The organism is Saccharothrix sp. 6-C (assembly GCF_016695385.1).
Taxonomy (GTDB): Bacteria; Actinomycetota; Actinomycetes; order Mycobacteriales; family Pseudonocardiaceae; genus Actinosynnema; species Actinosynnema texasense.
This window is the reverse complement of sequence record NZ_CP064192.1, coordinates 8,862,461-8,887,255: the sequence shown is the minus strand read 5'-3', so window position 1 is coordinate 8,887,255 and position 24,795 is coordinate 8,862,461. Positions and strand designations below refer to the sequence as shown.

Sequence of the window (24,795 nt, the reverse complement as noted above, 5' to 3'; positions counted from 1 at the left end):
CTCGTGCGTCTTGTAAGGCATGAGTGCACGGCAGGACGCGTACATCGCCGAGCTGGTGCTGAGCCAGCCGGAGGCGGTGGCGGCGTTGTTCGCGGGGTCGGTGTTCCTGGGCACGGTCGGGTTCGTGGTGGCGCGGCGGCGGGGGTGGGCGGCGCTGCCCGCGGTGCTGGCCGGGTGCGGGTTGGCGCTGGCCCTGGCGGTGACCCTGGCGCGGCCGGGCGGCTCGTTCTCGGTCGCCACGACCGACCCGATCGGGATGTGCGTGGCGAACGAGTTCTCGCTGGCCGGGTCGTTGGCGCGGCTGAACCTGGTGATGCTGGCGCCGTTCGCGTTCTTCGCCACCCTGGCCACGCGGCGGCCGTTCGCCGTGCTCGGCGTGGCGGCGGCGTTCAGCGGGGCCGTGGAGTTCGTCCAGGCCTTGACCGCGATCGGGGTGTGCGAGGCGCAGGACTTCATCAACAACACCGTGGGCGCGTTCTTCGCGGTGCTGGTGGCCTGGCTGCTGACGGTGGTCGCGGGCAACTCCCGGCCGGCGTCGCGGGCCGGCCGGGAGCGGTCTTCGGTGTCCGCGGTCCGCTTGCCTTGAGACCGGGCGGACCGTCAGGGGCCGATCGTGCCCATGAACTGCCGCGCGCCCGCGTTCTCGACGTCGTGAGCAGGTGGAACCCGGAAGGCTGCTCGCCCTGGGGCGCCGGCCGACGAGTACGCGCCGGCTGTGGACCACTCCGTCAGCCGACTTCGCCGACCAGTTCCTCCAGCGCCGGCAGGGCGTTGACCAGGGCGTCGCGGTGTTCCGGCGCGAGGTCCTCGATCCGCCGCTGCAGCTCCCGCACCCGCGCCGACCGCACCCCCGACACCATGGTCACGCCTTCCGGTGTGGGTGTCGCCAGCCACGCCCGCCCGTCCTGCGGGTCGGGTTCGCGCCGCACGTACCGGGCTTCGACCAGCGCCGCGACGATCCGCGACAGGGTGGGCGGCGCGACGCCTTCCTTGGCGGCCAGGTCGCCCAGCCTCATGGGACCGCACCGGGCCAGCGTGGCCAGCGCGGACACCGCGCCCGGCCCGAGCCCGGGCGAGCCCGTGCGCCGCAGCAGCCGGGATAGCCTGCCGATCGCGAGGTACAGCCGGGCGGTGGCGTCCTCGACCTGGTCGGCCGTCACGGCAACTCCTCCTCGGGCAGGCGGACACGATGAGCATCCATCATGCCGTGCCCCGCAATCACCCCACTGCCGGACTCGACGCGTGCGCCCAGAACCGCTTCGGGATCCGCCCCGCCAGCCTGGCCAGCCGGCCCGCTTCCACGCCCGCCCGCATCGCCGCCGCCATCCGCTCGGGGTCCTGCGCCCTGGTCACGGCGGTCGCCAGGAGGACGGCCGAGCAGCCCAGCTCCATCGCCAACGCCGCGTCGGACGCCGTGCCCACGCCCGCGTCCAGGATCACCGGCACGGACGCGCGGGACACGATCAGCTCGATGTTGTGCGGGTTGCGGATGCCGAGGCCCGTCCCGATGGGCGATCCCAGCGGCATGACGGCGGCGCAGCCGAGCTGCTCCAGCCGCAGGGCCAGCACCGGGTCGTCGGACGTGTAGGGCAGCACCACGAACCCGTCGTCGACCAGCTTCTCCGCCGCGTCGAGCAGCTCCACCGGGTCGGGCAGCAGGGTCTGGTCGTCGGCGACGACCTCCAGCTTCACCCAGTCCGTGCCCAACGCCTCCCGTGCCAGCCGTGCCGTCAGCACGGCCTCGGCGGCGGTGCGGCAGCCGGCCGTGTTGGGCAGCGCCGAGATGCCCAGCCGGCCCAGCAGGTCGAGCACGCCGCCGCCGGACGCGTCCAGGCGCCGCATCGCGACGGTCGTCAACTCGGTGCCGGACGCCACCAGCGCCCGTTGCAGCACCGACAGGTTCGCCGCGCCTCCGGTGCCCATGACCAGGCGCGAGCCGAACTCCCGCCCGGCGATCACCAACGGGTCGTCCACGTCACCCTCCCTGCACGGCGGTCAGCACCTCGACCGCGGCCCCGTCGGCCAGCGTCGTCGTGTCCCACGCAGCGCGCGGCACGACTTCGCCGTCCACGGCGACCGCGACGCCGCGGGGTGGCGCGTCGAGCAGCGCGAGCACGGTGGCGACGGTCGACCCGTCGGCCAGTTCCCGCTCCAGACCGTTGACCTTCGCCTTCACCGGCTGTTTCCTCCTTCGCGCAGCAAGGTGAGCACCCGCCGGGCCGTGACGGGCGCGAGCAGCAGGCCGTTGCGGTGGTGGCCGGTGGCGGCGAGCACGCCGGGTTCCAGCCAGGCGATCACCGGCGCGTTGTCGGGGCTGCCCGCGCGGAACCCGGCGGCGACCTCCGCCACCGCGTACTCGGCGACACCGGGCCACACCACCTCGGCGTCGCGCAGCAGGTCGCGCACGCCGCCGACGGTCACGTCGCCGTCGAAACCGGCGTCGTACTGGGTGGCGCCGAGGACGAACCCGCCTTCGCGCGGCACCAGGTAGACGGGTCGGCCGGAGACGTGGGCGCGGATCGTGTGCCGGGGCGGCGGCAGCGCGCCGGGCCGGGCGGACAGCCGCAGGATCTCGCCCTTCACCGGCCGGATCACGTCGCGCAGCGCGGGGTGCAGGTCGCGGCTCCACGCGCCGGCCGCGATCACCGTCACGTCCGGCTCGGCGCCGGACCCGGGCTCCGGCGCGAACACCACGCCGGCGGCGGCGCACGCCTCCCGCAGCGCGCGCAGCAACGCCCGGTTGTCCACGGCCACGTCACCGGGCACCGACAGTCCACTTCGGACCGGACCGAGGCCGGGTTCCAGGGCGCGCAGCTCGCGCCCGGTCAACCGGGACGCCGACCGGCCCATCCGCCCGAGGTAGGCGCACAACTGGTCCAGCACCTCGACGTCGGCCCGGTCGACCGCCACCGCCAGCGTCCCCGCCGGGCTGAGCGGCACGCCGAGCGAGCGCGCGAACTCCGGCCACAGCGCCAACGACTCGACGCCGAGCGCCAGCACGTCCTCGTCGCCCGGCCACGCCTCGGTGATCGGCGCGAGCATCCCGCCCGCGACCCGCGAACCGCCGTGCGGCGAACCGTGGTCGACGACGGCGACGGCGTACCCGGCGCGGGCGGCGTACCAGGCGACGGACAGCCCGATGACGCCACCGCCGAGGACGGTCACTCGCATTGCCAAGGCACTCACGCTCCCTGCGCCGGCATGACCCGGATCAGGTTCGACGGTCGGAGCGAACCACGCTCCCTCTCAGCCCGGTGTTTCCAGGCTCCCGTGCGGACCACGTCCACCGTAGCGCACGAAACGCGCCGGCGGTTACCGTGCCGCCCGTGCCAGGACTCGACGGAACGCAGATCAGGCGGCGGCTCGCCGACGCACGGCTCTACCTCTGCACGCCGACGCGACCCGACCTCGCCGAGTTCGCGGACGCCGCGCTCGCGGGCGGCGTCGACGTCGTGCAGTTGCGGGACAAGGGCCTCGAAGCCAAGCAGGAGATCGCCGCGCTGGAGGTGCTCGCCGAGGCGTGCGCGCGGCACGGCGCGCTGCTCTCGGTCAACGACCGGGCGGACGTGGCGCTCGCCGTGGACGCCGACGTGCTGCACCTGGGGCAGGACGACCTGCCGGTGCCGCTCGCGCGCCGCGTCCTCGGCGACGACGTGGTGATCGGCCGTTCGACGCACGACGTGGGGCAGGCGCGCGCGGCGGCCGTCGAGCCGGGGGTGGACTACTTCTGCACCGGGCCGTGCTGGCCGACGCCGACGAAGCCGGGCCGTCCCGCGCCGGGGCTGGACCTGGTGCGCGCCACGGCGGGCACGACCGACCGGCCGTGGTTCGCCATCGGCGGCATCGACGCCGACCGGTTGCCGCGGGTGCTGGCGGCGGGCGCGGAGCGGGTCGTGGTCGTGCGCGCCGTCACCGAGGCCGAGGACCCCCGCGCCGCCGCAGCCTGGTTGAAACTTCAACTAAGTGGCGTACAGTCGACGGCGTGATGCCTGTGCTGTACCTGGGCCACGGGGCTCCCCCGCTGGCCGACGACGAACGGTGGACCGACGAGCTGAGGTCGTGGTCCGCGACGCTGCCGCGCCCCGGGTCGATCCTCGTCGTCTCGGCGCACTGGGAGAACGACCCGCTCACGCTCGGCGCGACCACCACCGTGCCGCTCACCTACGACTTCTGGGGCTTCCCCGAGCGGTACTACGAGGTCACCTACGACGCGCCCGGCGCGCCCGAGCTGGCCCGCGAGGTCACCGCGCTGCTCGACCGGCCCGTCGCGCACGACGAGCGGCGGGGCCTGGACCACGGCGCGTACGTGCCGCTGAAGGAGATGTTCCCCGAGGCGGACGTCCCGGTGCTGCAGATGTCCCTGCCCAGCCTCGACCCGCGCGACCTGTTCGACGTCGGCCGCAGGCTCGCCCCGCTGCGCGAGCAGGACGTGCTGATCGTCGGCAGCGGGTTCATGACGCACAACCTGAGCTGCGTGGACATGTCCGCCGGTCCCGACTACGAGCCGCCGTCGTGGTCGGTCGAGTTCGACGACTGGGCGGGCCGCGCGCTGGCCGACGGCGACGTGGACGCGTTGCTGGACTTCGGGCGCAAGGCGCCCGCCGCCGGCATCGCGCACCCGCGCACCGAGCACTTCGCGCCGCTGTTCGTGTCGCTGGGCGCGAGCGCCGCGCAGGAGGCGACGACCACCGTCGACGGCTTCTGGTACGGGCTGTCCAAGCGGTCCGTGCAGTTCGCCTGACCCCCGCGCGGAGAACGCCCCCGGGCCGAGGCCCGGGGGCGTTCTTCAAGCGGTGCGCGATCCGTGGGGGAACCCACCGCGCGCCCGGTGTCCGCGAGGTCAGCCGCGGGTCAGGCTCAAGCCGTAGGCGCTGAGGATCTCGCCGACCGGCTGGAAGTAGGTCGTGCCGCCGGAGGAGCAGTTGCCCGAACCGCCGGAGGTCACGCCCTGGGCCTGGCTGTAGCCGGAGCCCGCGACCCACGAGCCGCCCGAGTCACCCGGCTCGGCGCAGGCGTTGGTGCGGGTCAGGCCGCTGACCGAGCCCTGCGCGTAGTTCACCGTCTGGTTCTTGGCCTGGACGGTGCCGCAGCGCCAGCCGGTGGTCGAGCCGGACCGGCAGATCGCCGCGCCGACCGCCGCCGAGGTGGAGCCGGTCACGGTGACGTTGGAGCCGTTGTAGCGGTTCACCCACGGACGCGAGGTCCAGTTGGAGTTCGTCCGCACCCAGGCGTAGTCGTTGCCCGGGAAGGACGAGCCCGCGAAGGTGCCCTGCGAGACGCGGTTGAAACCGGTCGTCGCGGTGCCCGAGCGGCCGCAGTGACCCGCCGTGACGAAACCGCCGCTCACCGCGAAGCCGACCGAGCACCGGCCGCTGCCGATGTAGTAGGCGTCACCGCCGCGCGTGTCGTACAGGGTCGTCGGGCTCTGGTCGACCTCGACCACCCGGACCGACGGGCTGATCGACTTGGCCGTGGCCAGGAACGACTCCGCCGCCGCGTCCCGCTGGAGGCGGTTGACCTCGACGACGACCGAGTTCGTCTGCTCGTCGACCCGCCAGCCGGTGACCGAGGTCGGCGCCGACAGGGTGTCGATCGTCGCCTTCGCGCCGGTCAGCTGCTGGTGGGAGAAGGCCACGTACTTGGCGTCGGCGCCCGCGGCACGCGCCGCGCCGGCCTTCGCCGAGTCGGTCACCGCGACGACCAGCTTGCCGGTCGCCGCGTTGATCCACGAGCCCGCGTAGGCGCTGCCGACCGCGGACCGCGCCGCGGACTCGACCTCACCCGCCCGGGTGTCACTCGCCAAACGGGCGGTGACCTGTTCGGCGGTCAGGCCGAGGTCACGTTGCGCCGCTTGGAGCAACCCGGCGGGGTAGCTCTCCGTGTCGGCCGGGCTTGCGCCCTGGGGGGCGGCGGGTGCCGCCAAGGCCGGTACGCTGAGAGCTGTAGCCGTGCCGGCGGCCAGCAGGACGGCCGTGGCAAGGCGGACCGCACTCGTGCGGTTCATTAGGCGTCTCCCTCATCTTCGGGTGCAGGGAACCCGAGAGCCTGGTTGCAGGGACCGCTCTCGGGGGCTCTAGGGGGACGGGTGGTGGGGCGGCGGCAGGGGTCGCCCCACCCCTTTACTTCTCGCCCGTGTCGTCGCCCGGGCCGTCGAATCCGCCGTAGAGCCCGACGAGGCGCGCCGCCAAGACGACGTTCGCGTGTCCCGCATGGCACTCCTCCCCGTCTCTACCGACCAGTACTCGCCCGTTCGAGCGACGTTATGACTCCGTAACCTGTTACGGCTCGAGCCATCTGAGGGCGAAGTGTGTCACAGGACACGCCGATACAACTGCGCTGTGTAGCGTTTGACAGTTAACTCTCACTCAAGGTAGTGATTCGATCACCGATTCGGGCGGTTTTGCCAGATGTAAGCGATTCGGTTAAGCAAGCCTCAGACGCGTGAATGTTGTTGCCCCGAGCGGGTGAGCCAGGAGGAGTTCCGGTGACGACCCGTGTACTCGCTACGCCGCCGCAGGGGTGAGGATCGACGCATGGGACTCGTCACGATCTCCGACATCCGGGCCGCCTCCGACCGCATCCAGGGCGCGGCGGTCCGCACTCCGCTGCTGCGGTTCGACGACCGGTTGTGGCTCAAGCCGGAGAGCCTGCAACCGGTCGGGGCGTTCAAGATCCGCGGCGCGTACAACGCGATGGCCCGGCTGACCGAGGACGTCCGGGCGCGCGGGGTCGTCGCCTACTCCAGCGGGAACCACGCCCAGGCCGTCGCGTACGCGGCGAAGCTGTTCGGCGTCCCCGCCGTGATCGTCGTGCCGGACACCACCCCCCGGGTCAAGGTCGAGGCGACCCTCTCGCACGGCGCCGAGGTCGTCCAGGTGCCGATGGCGCAGCGGGAGGCGCGGGCCGCCGAGCTGGTCGCGGAACGGGGCGCGACGCTGATCCCGCCGTTCGACCACCCGGACGTCATCGCGGGTCAGGGCACCATCGGGCTGGAGGTGCTGGCCGACCTGCCGGACGTGGCCGCGGTGCTGGTGCCGGTCAGCGGCGGCGGGCTGATCTCGGGCGTGGCCGCGGCCGTGAAGGCCCTCAGCCCGGGAACGCGGGTGATCGGGGTGGAACCGGAGCTGGCCGGTGACGCGGCCGAGTCGCTGCGGGCCGGCTCGCTGGTCCGGTGGCCCGCGGCCGACCGGGCCCGGACGATCGCCGACGGGCTGCGCGCCGAGCCGTCCGAGCTGACGTTCGAGCACATGCGGGCCCACGTGGACGACATCGTGACCGTGTCCGAGGAGCAGATCGGCGAGGCGGTGGGCGTGCTGGCCCGGCGGGCGCGGCTCGTGGTGGAGCCCAGCGGCGCGGTGACGGTGGCCGCCCACCTCGCGCGGCCGGCCGAGCGGACCGTGGCCGTGCTGTCGGGCGGGAACCTCGACCCCGAGGTGTTCGCCCGGCACCTCTGAGCCGTCCCGGCGGCACTCCGGTCAGTCGGGCAGGGACGCGGGCGCTTCCGGGGTCGGCTCCAGGACCCGGTTGTCCACGCCGACGGCCAGCAGCCCGCCGATGATCGACGCGACCGCGCACACCAGCAGGGCCGTCTGCCAGCCCCGGGTGAGCGCGGTCGGGTCGGCGTACTGGGCGCCGGTCAGGCCCGCCACGGCCGGCAGCACGGCCACCGCGACCAGGCTGCCGGTGCGGGCGACGGCGTTGTTCACGCCCGAGGCGACCCCCGTGTACCGGTCCGGGGCGGCGGCCAGCACGGTCGCCGTCACCGGCGCCACCACCGCCGCCAGGCCGAGCCCGAACACCACCAGGCCGGGCAGCACGCCGGTCCAGTAGCCGGCGCCCGGCTCGACCCAGCGCAGCATCAGCATGCCGACGCCGATCAGGACCGGTCCTCCGACGAGTTGGGCGCGCGGCCCGATCTTCTGGGCGAGCGCGCCGGACCGCGCGGACAGCACCAGCAGGAGGATCGTGATGGGCACGCTGGCCAGGCCGGACGCCGTCGGCGAGTAGTGCAGCGACACCTGGAGCTGGAGCACCATGAGCACCGACACCCCGCCCAGGGCCGCGTAGACCAGGAACGTCAGGGCGTTGGACAGCACGAACGTCCGGTTGGCGAACAGCTGCGGCGGCACCAGCGGGTCGGCGCCGCGGCGCTGCATCACGACGAACACCACCAGGCCGGCCACGCCGACCAGCCCCGCCGTGACCACGAGCGCGTCGGTGCCCCGGACCGGCGCCTCGACCAGCGCGCCGGTGATGCCGGCGAGGCCGACCGCGCCGACGGCCGACTCGGTGATGTTCGGGTGGCCGGTGAGGGCTTCGTCGCGGGACTCGGGCACGTGGCGGCGGGCCAGCCACACGCACAGCGCCGCGACCGGCAGGTTGATCAGGAACGCGAGCCGCCACGACCAGACCTGCACCAGCAGGCCGCCGAGCAGCGGCCCGATCGCCGTGGCCACGCCGGACAGCCCGGACCAGGCGCCGATCGCGCGGCCCCGGTCGCCGCGGGCGAACGCCGACTGGAGGATGGCGAGCGAGCCGGGCGTCAGCAGCGCGCCGCCGACGCCTTGGAGGACGCGTGCGACGACGAGCAGCTCCGTGGTCGGCGCGAGACCGCACAGCAAGGACGCCGCGCCGAACCACAGCACGCCGAAGGTGAAGACGCGGCGGCGGCCGTACCGGTCGCCGAGCGAGCCCGCGATCAGGATCAGCGACGCCAGCGCCAGCAGGTAGCCGTCGAGGATCCACTGCAACCCGGCCACGGACGCTTCGAGCTCCGCGCCGATGCGGGGCAGCGCGACGTTGACGATCGTGCCGTCCAGCATCGCCATCCCCGACCCGAGGATGGTCGTCGCCAGCACGGCCCTCGCCCGACCCGTGCCCCACACCACAGTCTCCGCCACAGATCCATTCTGCGCCCGCGGTTGTCCACAGGCCGAGGCGGAGCACCCCCGGACCGTCGGTGGCGGCCGGCAGGATGAAGAACAGGGGGTCCCCCTGGGCGGGGGACGCCGGCGGAGCGGTACGAGGAGCCTGGTCGAGCACCGTGGAGCATGGCGAACGCGCTGGTCAGCGACCCGGCGCCCGGGGCGGTTCCGCTCAGGGCCCGTTCGGCGCCCCGCGCGGCGCGTTGCTCGACACCGCGGCGGACGGTGCGGACGACGGCGCGGCGGACGACGCGCGGTGCGGCGGCGACCTGGGCGGGTGCGGGCGGCGGTGAGGTGCGGGCGGCGCGAGCGGCTTCGCAGGGCCGAAGGGGCGGGCAGCGCTGTCGGTGGTCCGCGGCGGGCCGGGGTCCGGCAGACCGGCACGGGTGGGTGAGCCGCAGGCTTACCGACACCGACACCGACACCGACACCGGCTCGGCGCGCGCGACCGGCTCGGCGCGCGCGAAAGCCGAGCCCTCACGGAACCCGGGGCCCTCGGCGGGCCCTCCGTGCCGCCGCCCGGTCCCGCCACGTGGCCGGGCGGCGCCGCGCGGGCTAGCCGGCGGGACGGTTCAGGGTCGCCACGAACTTGTAGCGGTCGCCCCGGTACACCGAGCGCACCCACTCCACCGGGTTGCCCTCCGTGTCGAACGAGTGCCGCGACAGCAGCAGCATCGGCAGGCCGATGTCGGCGCCCAGCAGCTCCGCCTCCTCCGGCGACGCCAGCGCCGTCTCGATGGTCTCCTCCGCGTGCCCCATCTCGACGCCGAACCGCTCCCGCAGCACCTGGTACAGCGACGCGCCCGGCGCGAGGTAGCGCCGCAGGCCGCGGAACCGGCCCAGCGCCAGGTGGGTGGTCTCGATCGCCATCGGCTCGCCGTCGGCCAGCCGCAGCCGGTGCAGGCGGAGCACCTTCGCGCCCGCCCGCACGCCGAGCAGCCTGGCCAGCTCGGCCTCCGCGGGCATCTCCGACGCCTCGATCAGCCGCGACGACGGCAGCCTGCCCTGCGCCTTCATGTCCTCTGTGTACGACGACAGCTGGAGCCGTTGCGCCACCTTGGGTTCCGCGGCGAACGTGCCCTTGCCCTGCACGCGCAGCAACCGACCTTCCACGGTCAGTTCGGCAAGCGCTTGCCGCACCGTCGTGCGCGACACGTCGAACTCCGCCGCCAGCGACCGTTCCGTCGGGATCGGCGATCCGGGCGGCAACGCGCGCAGGAGGTCGAGCAGATGCCGCTTGAGTCCCCAGTACTTCGGCTCGCGCTGCGCGCGAGTCCTGGCGTCCACGCCAGTAGCAGGGCTCGTCTCGAGCATGCCTTCCTCCTCGCCCCTTGCCAGCCGACCTTGCCAGCGCTCCCAGACACAGGATGCCTTGTCCTCGTCGGATCGTGCGCCCGAACCCCCGACAAGGGCCGAGAAAATGATCCGATGACTTTGCAACGGTCCAGCAACGGCCTTGACATGCCCTGTGGCGAGGCACACTCTAGGCCGCATTGGTCTACACCACTTTGGAGTTCCGGTCGTGGGATCGGGGCATGGGGAAAGGGCGCACAACGTGAAGGGCTGGAGAGGACTGGCCGTAGGTGCCGCCGCACTCGCGGTGGCCGTGGCCGGATGTGGCACGAGCTCCGACGGCGGCAGCGGCAACTCCGGAGAACCCAAGACGCTGACGGTGTGGTTGATGGACGGCTCGGCGCCGACCACCCTCACCGACGCGCTGAACAAGGAGTTCCAGGACTCGCACCCCGGCGTCACCGTCAAGTACGAGATCCAGAAGTGGAACGGCATCCAGGAGAAGCTGACCACCGCTCTGACCAGCAACAACCCGCCGGACGTCATCGAGCTGGGCAACACCCAGACGGCGAAGTTCGCGGCCGAGGAGACTCTGACCGACCTCAGCGCGGACGTCGCCGACCTCAACGGCGACCAGTGGCTCGGCGGTCTCGAGGACTCGCTGACCTGGGACGGCAAGAAGTACGGCCTGCCCTTCTACGCCGCGAACCGCACGGTCATCTACCGGACCGACCTGTTCGAGGCCGCGGGCATCACCGCCGCGCCGAAGTCGCGTGACGAGTGGGTCGCCGCGATCGAGAAGCTGAAGACCGCCAACGCCGCGGACCCGGACTTCCAGCCCCTCTACCTGCCGGGCCAGTCCTGGTACGTGCTGCTGTCGTTCATCTGGGACGAGGGCGGCGACGTCGCCAAGTCGCAGGGCTCCGCCTGGGCGGGCGCGCTCGACACCCCGGAGGCCAAGGCCGGCCTGGAGTTCTACAAGAAGCTGGTCGACACCTCCGGCACGAAGGCGCCGAAGGACGCGGACGAGGCCACCCCGCAGCAGATGGAGGTGTTCGCCACGGGCAAGGTCGGCATGATGATCGGTCTGCCGTGGGAGCTCGCGGGCGCGGTCAAGGCCAACGCCGACCTGAAGGAGAAGACCTCGGCGTTCGCGATCCCGTCGAAGACCGCGGGCAAGACGGCCCCGGTGTTCCTCGGCGGCTCGAACCTCGCCATCCCGGGCAACAGCAAGAACGCCGACCTGGCCAAGGAGTACCTGAAGCTGCTCAGCTCGGCGAAGTACCAGGGCATGCTGGCCGAGGGCGGCGCGGTGCCCGGCACCTCGACCGACACCTCGAAGCTGGCCACCACCCCGCTGGGCAAGGCGCTGGCCGAGTCCGCCCCCAACGGCAAGGTCACCCCGACCACGCCGTCGTGGGCCGCGGTCGAGGCGGGCCAGAACCCGCTGAAGGACATGCTGACGGCGTACCTGACCGGCGCGAAGCCGCTGGACCAGGCCACCGCCGACGCGAACGCCGCCCTGTCGAAGACCCTGGGCGGATGACGATCGCATGACGGCCGTGCACACGACCGACGCCGCGGTGCCGACGAACTCGTCGGCACCGCGGCGTGCCGCTCCGGACGGCGCGCCGCGCCGTCGGGGCAGCGCCTTCGACCGGGCGCTGCCCTACCTGCTGCTGGCACCCGCCGTGGTCGCCATCCTCTGGCTGATCGGTTGGCCCGTCCTCTCCGTCCTGGTGACCAGCTTCCGCAAGCTGAACCTGCGCGAGCTGACCCGCGGCGAGGTCGTGTGGACGGGTCTGGACAACTACGCCGAGATCCTGGGCGACCCCGAGTTCTGGACCATCGCGGCGCGCACCGTGGTGTTCACCGGGCTCGTGGTCGTCGTGTCGGTCCTCGCGGGCCTGCTGATCGCGCTGCTGATGCGGCTGGTCAGCCCGGTCGTGCGGGTCGTGCTGCAGGTCGCGATGCTGCTGGCGTGGGCGATGCCGCTGCTCGCGGCCACCACGGTCTACCAGTGGATCTTCGACCAGCAGTACGGCATCCTGAACAAGACGCTGGTCAAGCTGGGTTTCGACGGCTTCGCCGGGTTCTCGTGGTTCTCCACCGGCACGTCCACGCTGGCCGTGATCGGGCTGCTGATCGTGTGGCAGGCGGTGCCGTTCCTGGCGTTCTCGCTGTACGCCGGCGCCATCGGGATCCCGAAGGACCAGTACGAGGCGGCGGGCATCGACGGCGCCTCCGCGTGGCAGACGTTCCGCGCCGTGACGTGGCCGGAGCTGCGGCCGCTGCTGCTGATGGTGACGTTCCTGTCGCTGCTGTGGGACTTCAAGGTGTTCGCCCAGATCTGGGCGATGCGCAAGGGCGGCCCGGACGGCGGCAGCACCACGCTGCCCGTCTACCAGTACCTGGAGGGCATCTCCAAGAGCCACTTCGGCGTGGCCGCCGCGGTGTCCGTGGTGATGGTCGTGCTGCTGGGGCTGCTCACGTTCCAGTACCTGCGCAGGCTGGTCCGGTCCCAGGAGGGCGAGCTGTGATCGCGAAAAAGGTGTCCGCGAACCTCGTCGCGCTGCTCGTGGCGGTGTTCTTCGCGTTCCCGACGTACTGGATGGTCTCGACCGCGCTGAAGCCCCGCAAGGACCTGCTGACCAGCGGCTACGACCTGGTCCCGTTCTCCGTGACCGGCTCGAACTTCGCCACGGCGTGGGCCAAGCCCGGTTTCCTCAGCGCGTTGGGCAACAGCCTGGTCGTGACGCTGAGCGCGGTCCTCGCGGCGATCGTGATCGGCCTGCTGGCGGCGCTGGCGCTGTCGCGGATGCGGTTCAAGGGCCGCAAGGGTTTCGTGATGATGCTGCTGGTGGCGCAGATGGCGCCGTTCGAGGCGCTGCTGATCCCGATGTTCCTGATGATGCGGGACCTCGACCTGCTGGACCGGCTGCCGGCGTTGGCGCTGATCTACTTCGCGGTGACGCTGCCGTTCTGCGCGTGGACGCTGCGCGGGTTCGTCAACGGCATCCCGCTGGAGCTGGAAGAAGCGGCGATGGTCGACGGCTGCGGCCGGTGGGGCGCGTTCCGGCGGGTCACGCTGCCGCTGCTCGGCCCGGGCCTGGTGGCCACGTCGGTGTTCGCGTTCGTCACCGCGTGGAACGAGTTCCTGTTCGCGTTGTCGCTGGTCAAGGACCAGACGAAGGAGACCCTGCCGGTGTGGCTGTCGGGGTTCCAGACGGCGTTCGGCACGGACTGGGGTGGCGCGATGGCGGCGTCGACGCTGTTCACCCTGCCGGTGCTGGTGTTCTTCCTGATCGTGCAGCGCAAGATGGTCACCGGCGTCACCGCCGGTGCGGTGAAGGGGTAGGACCGCATGTCGTTGCACCGGCTCGCGTCGGGTGTGCTGCTGCCGGGGTTCCACGGGACCACCGCGCCGGACTGGCTGCTGCGGCGGGTCGCCGACGGGCTCGGCGGTGTCGTGCTGTTCGGGCGCAACGTCGTGGACGACGCCCAGGTCACGGCGTTGAACGCGCAGCTCAGGCACGCGCGGGCGGAAGTCGTGATCGGGATCGACGAGGAGGGCGGCGACGTCACCCGGCTCGACGCCGGGCACGGGTCGGAGGTGCCGGGCAACCACGCGTTGGGCGCGGCGGACGACGTGGACCTGACGCGGGAGGTCGCGGCGTCGATCGGGGCGCGGCTGGCGGCGTGCGGGGTGAGCCTGAACCTGGCGCCGTCCGCGGACCTGGTGCTGACGCTGGACGACCCCGTGATCGGCGTGCGGTCGTTCGGGTCGGACCCGGTGGCGGCGGGCGCGCACGTGGCGGCGTTCGTGGAGGGCCTGCAGGCGGTCGGGGTGGCGGCGTGCGCCAAGCACTTCCCCGGCCACGGCGCGTCCACTGTGGACTCGCACGCGGCGCTGCCGGTGCTGCCGCGCACCCCCGAGGAGCTGGCCTCGGTCGAGTTCGTGCCGTTCCGGGCGGCCGTGCGGGCGGGGGTGCGGTCGATCATGACCGGGCACCTCGTCGTGCCGGGGTGGGGCGCGGCGCCCGCGACGCTGAACCCGGTGGCGGTGCGGGTGCTGCGGGAGGAGCTGGGGTTCACCGGCGCGGTCATCACCGACGGGCTGGACATGAAGGCCGTCGGCGGCGACCTCGCCGAGGGGTCCGTGCGGTCGCTGGCCGCCGGGGTGGACGCGTTGTGCCTGGGCGGCGAGCCGTTGGACGACGACGGGCTGCGGTGGCTCGTGGACAGCATCGTGGCGGCCGTCGAGTCGGGCGCGCTGCCACTGGCCCGGTTGGAGGAGGCGGCCCGGCGGACGGCCGCGCTGGGTGCTCCGCCGGCTTCGACGCGGGCGCACGACCCGGGGTTGGGGCTGGTCGCGGCACGGCGGGCGCTGGAGGTGCGCGGCACGCTGGCGCTGTCCGGGCCGCCGGTGGTCGTCGACCTGGCGGTGGAGCCGTCGATCGCGGTCGGCGACGTGCCGTGGGGCCTCGGGCCGTACCTGGCGGAGCTGGTTCCGGGCACCTCGGTGGTGGCGACCACGTCGTCCGACGAGATCGCGTCGCTGGCCGCCGGACGTCCGGTCGTGGTGGTGACGCGTGAGGCACACCGCCACGCGTGGGCTCGCGAGGTGGTGACGTCACTGGGTACTATTGGTCTAGACCTTGTGCACGTCGAGACGGGCGTGCCGGGGCCCGACCTCGGCGCCGGCGCCCGCGTGGACACCCACGGCGGATCACGGGTGTGCCTGCGGGCCGCGGCCGAGCGCATCGCCGCCGCCATCCGCACCTGATTCCGGGCCCTGGGCCTGAACCTGAACCGACAGGGGAACTCCGATGACCGACCACCAGCCCGGCAGGCACATGGCGGCCGAGATCGACCAGCAGCCGGGGATCTTCGCCGACCTGTTCGCGCGGCGCGACGCCATCGCGTCGGTCGCCTCGGTGATCGCCGAGCGCCGGCCGCGGTTCGTGCTGCTGGCGGCGCGCGGGTCGAGCGACCACGCGGCCCTGTACGCGAAGTACCTGACCGAGGTGCTGCTGGAGCTGCCCGCCGGGCTGGTGTCGCCGTCCACGACCACGCTGTACGGGGCGCGGCCGGACCTGCGCGACGTGCTGCTGGTCGCGGTGTCGCAGTCCGGCGGGTCGCCGGACCTGCTGGAGGTGACCGAGTCGGCCCGTGCCCGCGGGGCGTTGACAGTGGCGGTGACGAACACCGCGTCGTCGCCGCTGAACGGGGCGGCCGAGCTGGCGGTCGACGTCGGCGCGGGCGTGGAGCAGGCCGTGGCGGCGACGAAGACGTACTCGGCGACGCTGCTGGCGCTGTACCTGCTGGTCGACGGCATCCGCGGTGGTGACGGCTCGGCCGCGGCGGGGCTGGGCGACCTGGCGCGGGCGACGCTGGACTCGTCGGCGGACGCGGTGGCCGAGGCGGTGCAGCGGTACCGGTTCGTCGACCGGGTGTTGACCACCGGGCGCGGCTACTCGCTGCCGACGGCGCTGGAGTCGGCGTTGAAGCTGGCCGAGACGTCCTACCTGGCGGCACGGGCCTACAGCGGGGCGGACCTGCTGCACGGGCCGGTGGCGGCGGTGGACGCGGAGACCGCCGTGCTGGCGGTGACCAGCTCGGGCAAGGGCGGTGACGCGCTGCACGACGTGCTGGACGTCGTGCACGGGCGCGGGGCGGACGTGCTGGCGGTCGGTTCGGCCGCCGACAAGGTCCCGGCCGCCCTGCGCGTCCCGGTCGCCGAGACGGCGGAGGAAGTGGCCCCGATCCTGGAGATCCTCCCGATCCAGCGCCTGGCCCACGGCCTGGCCCTGGCCCGGGGCGGCGACCCGGACAACCCGCGCGGCCTGAACAAGGTCACCCGCACCCGCTGACCCCGAGAGTCCAACCTCCACCCCGCGCGAGTCCTACGTTCAGAACGCGTGAGTCCAACGTTCAGAACGCGCGAGTCCTACGTTCGGAACGCGTGAGTCCAACGTTCAGAACACCCGAATTCAACGCTCGGAACACGGGAGAGGCCCGAGGGATCACGTCCCCCGGGCCTCTCCGGCTGTCTCCGGCGGTGCGGCTACTGGCCCGCGGCGGCCACGCCGACCGCCGCGCTCTCGTACGCCGCCTCACGGTCGAACACGACCTCGCCGTCCACCCACACCTTGCGCGGCCGGAGGTCGTCATCCCACCAGACCAGGTCGGCCACGGCCCCGGGCTCCAGCCGGCCCAACGTCGGCTCGCCGATCGCGTCGGCCGGGACGACGGTCGCCGACGCCAGCGCGGCCGCCGGGTCCACGCCCACCGACACGATGTTGCGCACGGCCAGGTCCAGCGTCAGCGCGCTGCCCGCGATCGTGCCCTCCGGCGAACGCGGCACGCCGTCCTCCGTCAGCAGCACGTCCGCGCCACCGAGCTGGTAGCGGCCGGGCGGCATGCCCGCGGCGGCCACGGCGTCCGTGACCAGGGCGACCCGGTGCCCGGCGGCGTTGAACACCAGCCGGCAGACGTCCGGGCCGACGTGCGCCAGGTCCGCGATCAGCCCCAACGTGAACCGGTCGTCCACCAGCGCCACGCCCGGCACGCCCGGCTCGCGGTGACCGAGGGGGCGCTGGGCGTTGAACAGGTGCGTCACCATGCGGGCGCCCGCCTCGGCGGCGGCCCTGGTCTGCTCGCCGGTCGCGTCGCTGTGCCCGACCGCGACCAGCACGCCCGCCGCCGCCAGCCTGCGCACGGCGTCCAGGCCGCCCGGCTGCTCGGGGGCGAGGGTCACCATGCGCAGCGCCCGGCGCAGCACCTCGTCGTCCAGCAGCAGGTCGATCTCGGCCGGGCCGGGCGCCACCATCAGCGCCGGGTCGTGCACGCCCGCGCGTTTCGGCGACAGGAACGGCCCTTCCAGGTGCACGCCGAGCGGTTTGGCGCCCGCGTGCCTCGTCAGGGTGGCCGACGCCGCCAGCACGGCGTGCGCCTGCCGGATCGCCACCGGCACCGGCGCGGTGATCAGCGTCGGCAGGAAGCGGGTCACCCCGGTTCGTGGGAGCGCTCTCGCCACTGCGGCCATGCCTTCGGGGTCCACCTCGGCGAAGTCGACCCCGACCGCCCCGTTGACCTGCACGTCCACCAGGCCCGGGGTGAGCAGGCCGTCGGTCAGCACCTCGGCGCCGTCGGGTGGTGAACCCGCGACGACCTCGACGATCCGGCCCGCCCTCAACCTCAGGCTGACGGGACCGGTGATGGTCCGACCGAGCAGTGCTCGCGGAGCTGCGACAACCGTGTCCAAGGTCCCTCCTCAAATGGTCCAGACCATTATGGCCGGAAGTGGTGGACGCCGTCACGCATGGTTATAAGATAACCGAATAGAGTAGGGTTGGGTGAATGCTTCGCCGCACGGCGCGGTCGCCCTCGCGGCGCCCCGGCGTGGCCCATACTTGGCGCCAGACATCCGAGGTCTAGCTGACGAGTCGAGGGCCGCCGTGGCAGTTACCGACGACGCCATCCTGCGCGTCAAGGAGATGATCGTCTCGGGCGAGCTGAAGCCGGGCGACCGACTGCCGCGGGAAGCGGACCTCGCGGGGCGCCTCGGCCTGTCGCGGAACTCGCTGCGTGAGGCGGTCAAGGCGTTGTCGCTGGTCAGGGTGCTGGACGTGCGGCAGGGTGACGGCACGTACGTGTCCAGCCTGCGTGCCGACGACCTGCTCGGCGCGTTGTCGTTCGTGCTGGACCTGCACCGCGGCGAGGACTCCGTGCTGGAAGTGCTGCAGGTGCGCCGCATCCTCGAACCGGCGGCGGCGGCGATGGCCGCGCAGCGCGTCGGGCCCGACGAGGTCGCGGCGCTGCGGGCGTTGTGCGACGCCGCCGAGTCCGCCCGGTCGGTGGAGGAGCTGGTCGAGCACGACCTGGAGTTCCACCGCGCCGTCGCGCAGGGATCGGGCAACGCCTACCTGGCCCAGCTGCTGGACACCCTCGCCGGCCCGACCGTCCGGGTCCGCATCTGGCGCGGCATCACGCAGGGCGGCGCGGTCGACCGGACCGTCGCCGAGCACCGCGCCATCGTCGACGCCCTGGCCGCCCACCAGCCCGAACTGGCCCGTTCGTGGTCGACGGTGCACGTGGCGGGCGTCGAGCAGTGGCTGTCGGACCTGACGTGACGGCGGGCGGGCCCCTGCCCGCCGACCGCCACCGCCGACACCTGAGCGTTGAATTCGGGTGTTCCGAACGTAGGACACACGCGTTCCGAACGTAGGACACTCGCGTTCTGAAGGTACGACACGCGCGTTCTGAACGTAGGACTCGCGAGGGTCAGGGGGTTGGGCGCAGGCGCAGGCCGTGCATGCCGCCGTCGACGGCGAGGACGGTGCCCGTGGTGGAGCCGGAGAGCGGACCGGCCAGGTAGGCGACGGCGCCCGCGACCTCGTCCGCCGACACCAGCCGCCCGTGCGGTTGCCTGGCCTCCAACGCGGCCCGCTCGGCGACCGGGTCCGGCGCCGAGTCGAGCAGCCGGCCCACCCAGGGGGTGTCCGCCGTGCCGGGCGCCACCGCGTTCACCCGGATGCCCTCGCGCACGTGGTCCGCGGCCATCGCCAACGTCAACGCGTGCACCGCGCCCTTGCTCGCCGAGTACAGCGCGCGTTGCGGCAGACCGGCCCAAGCCGCGATGGAGCCGGTGTTCACGATCGCCGCCGACGGCGACTTCCGCAGGTGCGGCAGCGCGGCGCGGGCGACGCGGGCCATGCCGACCACGTTCACGTCCAGCACCCGCGACCACTCGTCGTCCGGGTTCGCGGTCACGTCGCCCTGCGCGCCGACGCCCGCGTTGTTCACCACCACGTCGAGCCGGCCGAACCGCTCGACCACCTCGTCGATCGCGGCGCGCACCGACCCGTCGTCGGTGACGTCCGCCCTGATCCCGTGCAGCGGCGGGTCGACCCGGGGGTCCAGGTCCAACGCCACCGCGGTCGCTCCCCGCGCGGCCAGCAACCGCGCGGTGGCCAGGCCGATGCCCGACGCGCCGCCGGTCACCACCGCGACCAGCCCTTCGAACTCGCTCACCGCTGCTCCTCCAGCTCCGTCCACACCGGACCGTCGGGGTACCGGTAGTCGGTCAGGGTCTCCTCCCGCAGCCTGGCCGAGAACCCGGGCTCGGTGGGCGCGAGGTACCGGCCGCCGCGCACCGCGGCCGGGTCGGTGAAGTGCTCGTGCAGGTGGTCGACCCATTCGACGACCCGGTTCTCCACCGTCCCGGACACCGCCACGAAGTCGACCATCGCCAGGTGCCTGACCAGTTCGCACAGGCCGACGCCGCCCGCGTGCGGGCACACCGGCACGTCGAACTTCGCCGCCAGCAGCAGGATGGCGATGTTCTCGTTCACGCCGCCGACCCGGCACGCGTCGAGCTGCACCACGTCCACCGCCCGTGCCTGCAGGAGTTGCTTGAACACCACCCGGTTCTGCACGTGCTCGCCGGTGGCGACCTTGATCGGGCTCACCGCCTCGGCGATGGCGGCGTGCCCGAGCACGTCGTCCGGTGACGTCGGCTCCTCGATCCAGTACGGGTCGAACGGCGCCAGCTCGCGCATCCACGCGATGGCCGTGCCGACGTCCCACCGCTGGTTCGCGTCGACGGCGATGCGCACGTCCGGCCCGAGGACCTCGCGGGCCAGCTTCATCCGCCGCACGTCGTCGGCCAGGTCGCCGCCGACCTTCAGCTTGACCATGTCGAAGCCGTCCGCGACGGCCTGGCGGGCGAGCCCGGCGAGCTTGTCGTCGGCGTAGCCGAGCCAACCGGGCGATGTCGTGTAGGCCGGGTAGCCGTCCCTGACCAGCGCCGCCGCCCGTTCGGCGCGGCCGGGTTCGGCGCGGCGCAGGATGTCGAGCGCCTCGTCCGGGGTGAGCGCGTCGGACAGGTACCGGAAGTCGACCAGGCCGACGATCTCCTCCGGCGTCATGCCCGACAGGAACCGCCACAGCGGCAGCCCGGCGCGCCGCGACGCCAGGTCCCACGCCGCGTTGACCACCGCGCCCAGCGCCATGTGCGCGACGCCCTTCTCCGGGCCCAGCCACCGCAGCTGCGAGTCCCCCACCAGCGCCGAGGACAACGCGGCCAGGTCGGCGGCGGTCTCCGGCACGGGCCGGCCGACCACGTGGTGCGCCAACGACCGGATCGCGGCGGCCTGCACGTCGTTGCCGCGCCCGATGGTGAACGCCAACCCGTAGCCCTCCGGTCCGCCCGACGTGCGCAGCACGACGTAGGCGGCGGAGTAGTCCGGATCGGGGTTCATCGCGTCCGACCCGTCCAGCTCCCGCGAGGTCGGGAACCGGATGTCCAGCACGTCCAGCGCGACGACCCGGTCCGCCCCGGCGGTCACCTCACGCCTGCCCGAGCGTCTGCCGCTGCCTGCCCAGCCCGTCGATCTCCAGCTCCACCACGTCGCCCGCCCGCAGGTACGGCTTCGGCTCCGGGTGCCCGAGCGCCACCCCGGCCGGCGTGCCGGTGTTGATGACGTCACCCGGTCGGAGGACGAGGAACCAGCTCAGGTAGCGGACCAGCTCGGCCACCGGGAAGATCATGTTCTTGGTGGAGGAGTCCTGCCGCGGCACGCCGTTGACCCACAGCCGCAGGCCGAGCGCCTGCGGGTCGCCGACCTCGTCCGCGGGCACGAGGAAGGGGCCGAGCGGGTTGAACGTCTCGCAGTTCTTGCCCTTGTCCCACTGCCCGCCGCGTTCGAGCTGGAACTCGCGCTCGCTGACGTCGTGGGACAGCGCGTACCCGGCGACGCAGGCCAGGGCCTCTTCGGCGGAGTCGAGGTACCGGGCCGTGCGGCCGATGACGACGGCCAGCTCGACCTCCCAGTCCGTCTTCACCGACCGGCGCGGCACCAGCACCTCGTCGTCCGGGCCGACGATCGTGTCCGGCGTCTTGAGGAACATCACCGGCTCGGTCGGCAGCGGCAGCCCGGTCTCCTCGGCGTGGTCGCGGTAGTTGAGGCCGATGCAGACGAGCTTGCCGACGCCCGCGACCGGCGGCCCGATCCGCACGCCGTCGGCCACGATCGGGTGGAGTTCGCCGGCGGCCAGGGCGGCCCGGGTGCGGGCGATGCCGTCGGCCGCGAGGAACGCGCCGGTCACGTCGTCGGTCACCGGGGTCAGGTCGTACGTGACGCCGTCGTCGGCGAGGACGGCAGGTCGTTCGGAGCCCAACGGTCCCAGGCGCAGCAGCCGCACGGCAGGTCCTCCTCAACAGTCCGGTCGACAGATCGGATGTATAGCGCTCCTGCGGGGCTCCGTCTAGAGGACGCCCGGTTAGTGGTCCGATGAATTCTGGTTACGAAGGGTCGCGATGACATTCCACCGCGCGGTGTGCGCGTCCGCCGCCACCGCCGCACTGCTCGGCACGCTCCTCGTCGGCAGCGCCTCGGGAGCCGGCCCGGCGGCCAGACCGCTGCCACCCGACCGCACCGGGCACGGGACCGGGCACGGGACCGGGCACGGCTCCTCCGAGCGGGTCGGCTCGACGCTCGCCCGCGCCACCGGGCCGGTCACCGCGTTCGTCGAGCTGAGCACCGCCCCGGCCGGCAGGGCGTACGGCGACGAGAAGGCACGCGGCGGGCAGGACCCCGCGGCGGCGGCACGGGCGGCCCGGCTGCACGTCGACGTGCAGGCCGACCGGGTGCTGACCGTGTTGCGCGGCAGGGACTCCGGCACGCGCGAGGTCGCCAAGACCCGCAACGCGGTGCCGGGTGTCGTGGTCACCGCCGACGCCGCGAGCCTGCGCGGGCTGGCCGCGTTGCCCGAGGTCAAGTCGGTGCGGCGGACCGTGCCGAAGTCGGTGCGGAACGCGGGCGCGGCCGAGCTGACGCGCGCCGCCCGGGTGTGGCGGGACACCGGCCGCTACGGCGAGGGGATGCGCATCGGCATCATCGACACCGGCATCGACTACACGCACGCCGACTTCGGCGGCCCCGGCACCGCCGCCGCCTACGACGCCGTGGACCGCACCGCGCCGTGGACGCCCACGGCGAAGGTCGTCGGCGGCCACGACTTCGCGGGCGACGCCTACGACTCGACCAAGCCCGAGCAGGCGGTGCCCGCGCCCGACCCGAACCCCCTGGACTGCCAGAGCCACGGCACGCACGTCGCGGGCACGGCCGCCGGGTACGGCGAGAACGCCGACGGCACGACGTTCACCGGCGACCACTCGGCGCTGACGCCGCAGGACCTGGCCGGCATGCGGATCGGGCCCGGCACCGCGCCGAAGGCGTCGCTGTACGCGTTGAAGGTGTTCGGCTGCACGGGGTCCACCGAACTGGTCGGGCCGGCCCTCGACTGGTCGCTCGACCCGAACGGCGACGGCGACTTCGGCGACCACCTCGACGTGGTGAACCTGTCGCTGGGCGGCGACTACGGCGGCCAGGACGACCCGGACAGCCTGTTCGTGCGCAAGGTCGTCGAGCACGGCGTGGTGGTCGTCGCGGCGGCGGGCAACGGCGGCGACCTCTACGACGTCGGCGGCTCGCCCGCGAACACGCCCGAGGCGTTGGCGGTGGCCAACACGCGGGACGCGTTCGCGCTGCTGGACGGCGTCGAGGTGGCGGGCGCGCGGCAGGCCGGGCAGTACAGCAAGAGCTACACCGGGTATGCGGCGCTGGACGTGACGCTGCCCGTCGTGCCGGTCGCCGACCCGGAGAACCTCGACGGGTGCGCGCCGATCACCGAGGACCTGAACGGCCGGTTCGTGTGGCTGGAGTGGGACGAGGACGACGCGACGCGCGAGTGCGGCTCGGGCGTGCGGACCGACAACGCCGAGGCAGCGGGCGCGGAAGGCGTGCTGCTGCCCGCCACCAGCGCCCACTTCACAGCGGCCATCGCGGGCAACGCGGGCATCCCGGTGTTCCAGTTCACCCGGGCCGCGACCGACGCCGTGCGGCCCGCGTTGACCGGCGGCACGCTCCAGGTGCGGATGCTCGGCTCGCTGCGCAACGCCGTGCCGACGACGACACCGACCCTGGCCGACACGATCACGCCGTCGTCCTCGCGCGGGTCGCGCGGCGCGACGGCGGCCAAACCGGACGTCGCCGCGCCCGGCGACACGATCCTCTCCGCGTCGGTCGGCACCGGCTCCGACGCGGTGAGCATGGGCGGCACCTCGATGGCCGCACCGCACGTGGCGGGCATCGCCGCGCTGGTGCGCGAAGCCCGTCCGGAGTGGACGGTCGAGGAGGTCAAGGCCGCGATCGTGAACACCGCGACCGGCGACGTGACCGACGGCGACGACCACACCACCGGCACGCCCGAGGCGCCGATGCGGGTCGGCGCGGGCCGGGTGGACGCGCTGGACGCGGTCGGCGTCGACCTGCTGGCCATGGTCGCCGACGACCCCGGCACGGTGGGCGTGTCGTTCGGGCCGGTCGAGGCGGCGTCGACGCTGACGGTGCGCAAGGCGGTCGAGGTGGTCAACAAGTCGGACCGGCCGCGCACCGCGTTCTTGTCCTACCAGCCCGCGACCACCGTGCCCGGCGCGACGTTCGGCGTGTGGCCGCCGGCGGTCGTCGTGCCGCCGGGCGGGACCGCGTCGGTCGAGGTGGCGCTGACCGTCACACCCGGGGAGCTGCGGAAGGTCGCCGACCCGACGGTCGAGAAGGTGCAGGCGGACGCGGCGCGGCAGTTCCTGGCGGAGGCGTCCGGGCGGCTGCTCGTGCGGTCCGGCGACCGCACCCTCCGGGTGCCGGTGTACGCGGCCCCGAAACCCGTGGCGGACGTGGCGGCGGTCGACCGCGGCGACGGCACGGTGGAGCTGGGCGGCCACGCGCTGGACCAGGGCGAGGGTGACGAGGCCTACCGGTCGTTGGTGAGCGTGGTGCGGTTGCAGGGCTCCAGCCCGGAGCTGCCCGACTGCGCGGACGAGGTGCAGGCCGACTGCGCGGTCAACGGCTCGGCCAAGGGCGGCGACCTGCGGTACGTCGGGGCGGGCGTCGGCGCCGGGATGCTCGCGTTCGGCGTCGTGACCTGGCACGACTGGGTCACGCTCGGCCTGACCAACAGCCCGGAGGTCCGGATCGACACCACCGGCGACGGCGTGCCCGACTACGCCGTGCGCGCCGGGAAGCCGAGCGTGGGCGAGGTCGTGACGGCCGACGTGTGGCTGGCGCGGACCGTGCGCTTGGCGGACGGCGAGGTCGTGGACGAGCAACCGCTCAACGGCCGGTACGGCGACGTGGACACCAACGTGATGGACAGCGACGTGGTGGTGCTGCCGGTGGCGTTGACGGCGCTGGGGATCGACCCGGCGGCGGGCAGCGCGCCACTGACGTACACGGTCGTGATGTCCGGGAGCTACCCGGCGCCGGGCAACGCGGACGGGCTGGTGGACCGGATCGCCACGCCGATGGCGTTCGACCCGCTGCGGCCGGGGCTCGGCGTCGAGGACGGGGTGACGTTCGTGGCGGGACCGGGCGCGGTGCTGCGGGTGCGGCGGGACGGGTCCGGGGTGGACGACAGCCTGCTCCTCCTGCACCACCACAACGCGTCCGGCGACCGCGCGCAGGTGCTCGCGGTGCGCTGACCGTTCCCCGCTGGGCTGTCACGGAGAGGCAGG

At 73.4% G+C, this 24,795-nt stretch carries 23 protein-coding genes and 1 riboswitch; of the genes, 12 read left to right on the top strand and 11 right to left on the bottom strand.

Annotation, left to right across the window (positions count from 1 at the left end; genetic code table 11):
• Nucleotides 1–19 precede the first annotated feature (19 nt).
• The gene (locus IOD16_RS39020; protein ID WP_201438294.1) at nt 20–586 is read left to right on the top strand and encodes a VanZ family protein; all 567 of its coding nucleotides are present in this window, start codon (nt 20–22) and stop codon (nt 584–586) included.
• 142 nt (nt 587–728) lie between these two features.
• Here the strand turns inward: IOD16_RS39020 and IOD16_RS39015 are convergent, their stop codons facing one another.
• Genes IOD16_RS39015 through thiO form a run of 4 tightly spaced genes read right to left on the bottom strand, consistent with a single transcriptional unit; the run spans nt 729 to nt 3,171 of the window.
• Nucleotides 729–1,160, bottom strand: a complete 432-nt coding sequence (locus IOD16_RS39015; protein ID WP_123744415.1) for a MarR family winged helix-turn-helix transcriptional regulator — start codon at nt 1,158–1,160, stop codon at nt 729–731.
• Nucleotides 1,161–1,218: 58 nt separating this feature from the next.
• A complete protein-coding gene (locus IOD16_RS39010) occupies nt 1,219–1,974 on the bottom strand; it encodes a thiazole synthase (RefSeq protein WP_123744416.1) in 756 nt (251 codons plus the stop codon).
• 1 nt (nt 1,975) lies between these two features.
• Entirely contained in the window at nt 1,976–2,176 is a 201-nt protein-coding gene (thiS, locus tag IOD16_RS39005) for a sulfur carrier protein ThiS (RefSeq protein ID WP_123744417.1), read from the bottom strand.
• Nucleotides 2,173–3,171 carry a glycine oxidase ThiO gene (gene thiO, locus IOD16_RS39000; RefSeq protein WP_201441764.1) on the bottom strand — a complete coding sequence of 333 codons (999 nt, stop codon included), beginning with the start codon at nt 3,169–3,171 and terminating at the stop codon, nt 2,173–2,175. Before thiO ends, thiS begins: the two co-directional genes overlap by 4 nt.
• Nucleotides 3,172–3,282: riboswitch (TPP riboswitch) on the bottom strand.
• Between the two features lie 44 nt (nt 3,283–3,326).
• On the opposite strand from thiO, the gene thiE reads away from it, so the two are divergent.
• Together thiE and IOD16_RS38990 are read left to right on the top strand one after the other, a co-directional pair.
• On the top strand, nt 3,327–3,986 hold the full coding sequence (gene thiE / locus IOD16_RS38995; protein WP_201438293.1) for a thiamine phosphate synthase: 660 nt from the start codon (nt 3,327–3,329) through the stop codon (nt 3,984–3,986).
• Nucleotides 3,986–4,741, top strand: coding sequence for a dioxygenase family protein (locus tag IOD16_RS38990; protein WP_201441763.1), 756 nt, complete (start codon nt 3,986–3,988; stop codon nt 4,739–4,741). Before thiE ends, IOD16_RS38990 begins: the two co-directional genes overlap by 1 nt.
• Before the next feature lie 99 nt (nt 4,742–4,840).
• Here the strand turns inward: IOD16_RS38990 and IOD16_RS38985 are convergent, their stop codons facing one another.
• Complete coding sequence (locus IOD16_RS38985; RefSeq protein WP_123744421.1) at nt 4,841–6,004, bottom strand: S1 family peptidase; 1,164 nt, start codon at nt 6,002–6,004, stop codon at nt 4,841–4,843.
• A 529-nt stretch (nt 6,005–6,533) separates the two neighbouring features.
• Between IOD16_RS38985 and IOD16_RS38980 the strand changes: the two genes are divergently transcribed.
• Complete coding sequence (locus tag IOD16_RS38980) at nt 6,534–7,454, top strand: threonine ammonia-lyase (protein WP_201438292.1); 921 nt, start codon at nt 6,534–6,536, stop codon at nt 7,452–7,454.
• 21 nt (nt 7,455–7,475) lie between these two features.
• Here the strand turns inward: IOD16_RS38980 and IOD16_RS38975 are convergent, their stop codons facing one another.
• Nucleotides 7,476–8,900, bottom strand: a complete 1,425-nt coding sequence (locus tag IOD16_RS38975) for an MFS transporter (RefSeq protein ID WP_268957668.1) — start codon at nt 8,898–8,900, stop codon at nt 7,476–7,478.
• A 143-nt stretch (nt 8,901–9,043) separates the two neighbouring features.
• Here IOD16_RS38975 and IOD16_RS38970 point away from each other — a divergent pair, with 143 nt between their 5' ends.
• The gene (locus IOD16_RS38970) at nt 9,044–9,217 is read left to right on the top strand and encodes a hypothetical protein (RefSeq protein ID WP_201438291.1); all 174 of its coding nucleotides are present in this window, start codon (nt 9,044–9,046) and stop codon (nt 9,215–9,217) included.
• Nucleotides 9,218–9,479: 262 nt separating this feature from the next.
• On the opposite strand, the gene IOD16_RS38965 is transcribed toward IOD16_RS38970, so the two are convergent.
• Nucleotides 9,480–10,238, bottom strand: a complete 759-nt coding sequence (locus IOD16_RS38965; RefSeq protein WP_123744423.1) for a GntR family transcriptional regulator — start codon at nt 10,236–10,238, stop codon at nt 9,480–9,482.
• Nucleotides 10,239–10,479: 241 nt separating this feature from the next.
• On the opposite strand from IOD16_RS38965, the gene IOD16_RS38960 reads away from it, so the two are divergent.
• The 5 genes from IOD16_RS38960 to IOD16_RS38940 are packed head-to-tail and all read left to right on the top strand — an operon-like array spanning nt 10,480 to nt 16,090.
• Nucleotides 10,480–11,763, top strand: a complete 1,284-nt coding sequence (locus IOD16_RS38960; protein WP_123744424.1) for a sugar ABC transporter substrate-binding protein — start codon at nt 10,480–10,482, stop codon at nt 11,761–11,763.
• 7 nt (nt 11,764–11,770) lie between these two features.
• Complete coding sequence (locus IOD16_RS38955) at nt 11,771–12,757, top strand: carbohydrate ABC transporter permease (RefSeq protein ID WP_201438290.1); 987 nt, start codon at nt 11,771–11,773, stop codon at nt 12,755–12,757.
• A complete protein-coding gene (locus IOD16_RS38950; RefSeq protein ID WP_201438289.1) occupies nt 12,754–13,575 on the top strand; it encodes a carbohydrate ABC transporter permease in 822 nt (273 codons plus the stop codon). Before IOD16_RS38955 ends, IOD16_RS38950 begins: the two co-directional genes overlap by 4 nt.
• A 6-nt stretch (nt 13,576–13,581) precedes the next feature.
• Nucleotides 13,582–15,003, top strand: a complete 1,422-nt coding sequence (locus tag IOD16_RS38945) for a glycoside hydrolase family 3 protein (RefSeq protein ID WP_201438288.1) — start codon at nt 13,582–13,584, stop codon at nt 15,001–15,003.
• A 43-nt stretch (nt 15,004–15,046) separates the two neighbouring features.
• Nucleotides 15,047–16,090 (top strand): SIS domain-containing protein, encoded by a 1,044-nt coding sequence (locus IOD16_RS38940; protein WP_201438287.1) that lies wholly within the window; start codon nt 15,047–15,049, stop codon nt 16,088–16,090.
• 194 nt (nt 16,091–16,284) lie between these two features.
• On the opposite strand, the gene nagA is transcribed toward IOD16_RS38940, so the two are convergent.
• Nucleotides 16,285–17,484: an N-acetylglucosamine-6-phosphate deacetylase gene (nagA, locus tag IOD16_RS38935; protein ID WP_201438286.1), complete on the bottom strand. Its 1,200-nt coding sequence runs from the start codon at nt 17,482–17,484 to the stop codon at nt 16,285–16,287.
• 193 nt (nt 17,485–17,677) lie between these two features.
• Here nagA and IOD16_RS38930 point away from each other — a divergent pair, with 193 nt between their 5' ends.
• Nucleotides 17,678–18,352, top strand: coding sequence for a FadR/GntR family transcriptional regulator (locus IOD16_RS38930; RefSeq protein ID WP_123744429.1), 675 nt, complete (start codon nt 17,678–17,680; stop codon nt 18,350–18,352).
• Between the two features lie 151 nt (nt 18,353–18,503).
• Here the strand turns inward: IOD16_RS38930 and IOD16_RS38925 are convergent, their stop codons facing one another.
• Genes IOD16_RS38925 through IOD16_RS38915 form a run of 3 tightly spaced genes read right to left on the bottom strand, consistent with a single transcriptional unit; the run spans nt 18,504 to nt 21,425 of the window.
• Entirely contained in the window at nt 18,504–19,253 is a 750-nt protein-coding gene (locus IOD16_RS38925) for an SDR family NAD(P)-dependent oxidoreductase (RefSeq protein WP_123744430.1), read from the bottom strand.
• Nucleotides 19,250–20,569 carry an enolase C-terminal domain-like protein gene (locus IOD16_RS38920; protein WP_123744431.1) on the bottom strand — a complete coding sequence of 440 codons (1,320 nt, stop codon included), beginning with the start codon at nt 20,567–20,569 and terminating at the stop codon, nt 19,250–19,252. Before IOD16_RS38920 ends, IOD16_RS38925 begins: the two co-directional genes overlap by 4 nt.
• A 1-nt stretch (nt 20,570) precedes the next feature.
• A complete protein-coding gene (locus tag IOD16_RS38915) occupies nt 20,571–21,425 on the bottom strand; it encodes a fumarylacetoacetate hydrolase family protein (protein WP_201438285.1) in 855 nt (284 codons plus the stop codon).
• Between the two features lie 115 nt (nt 21,426–21,540).
• On the opposite strand from IOD16_RS38915, the gene IOD16_RS38910 reads away from it, so the two are divergent.
• A complete protein-coding gene (locus tag IOD16_RS38910) occupies nt 21,541–24,762 on the top strand; it encodes a S8 family peptidase (RefSeq protein WP_201438284.1) in 3,222 nt (1,073 codons plus the stop codon).
• Nucleotides 24,763–24,795 lie beyond the last annotated feature (33 nt).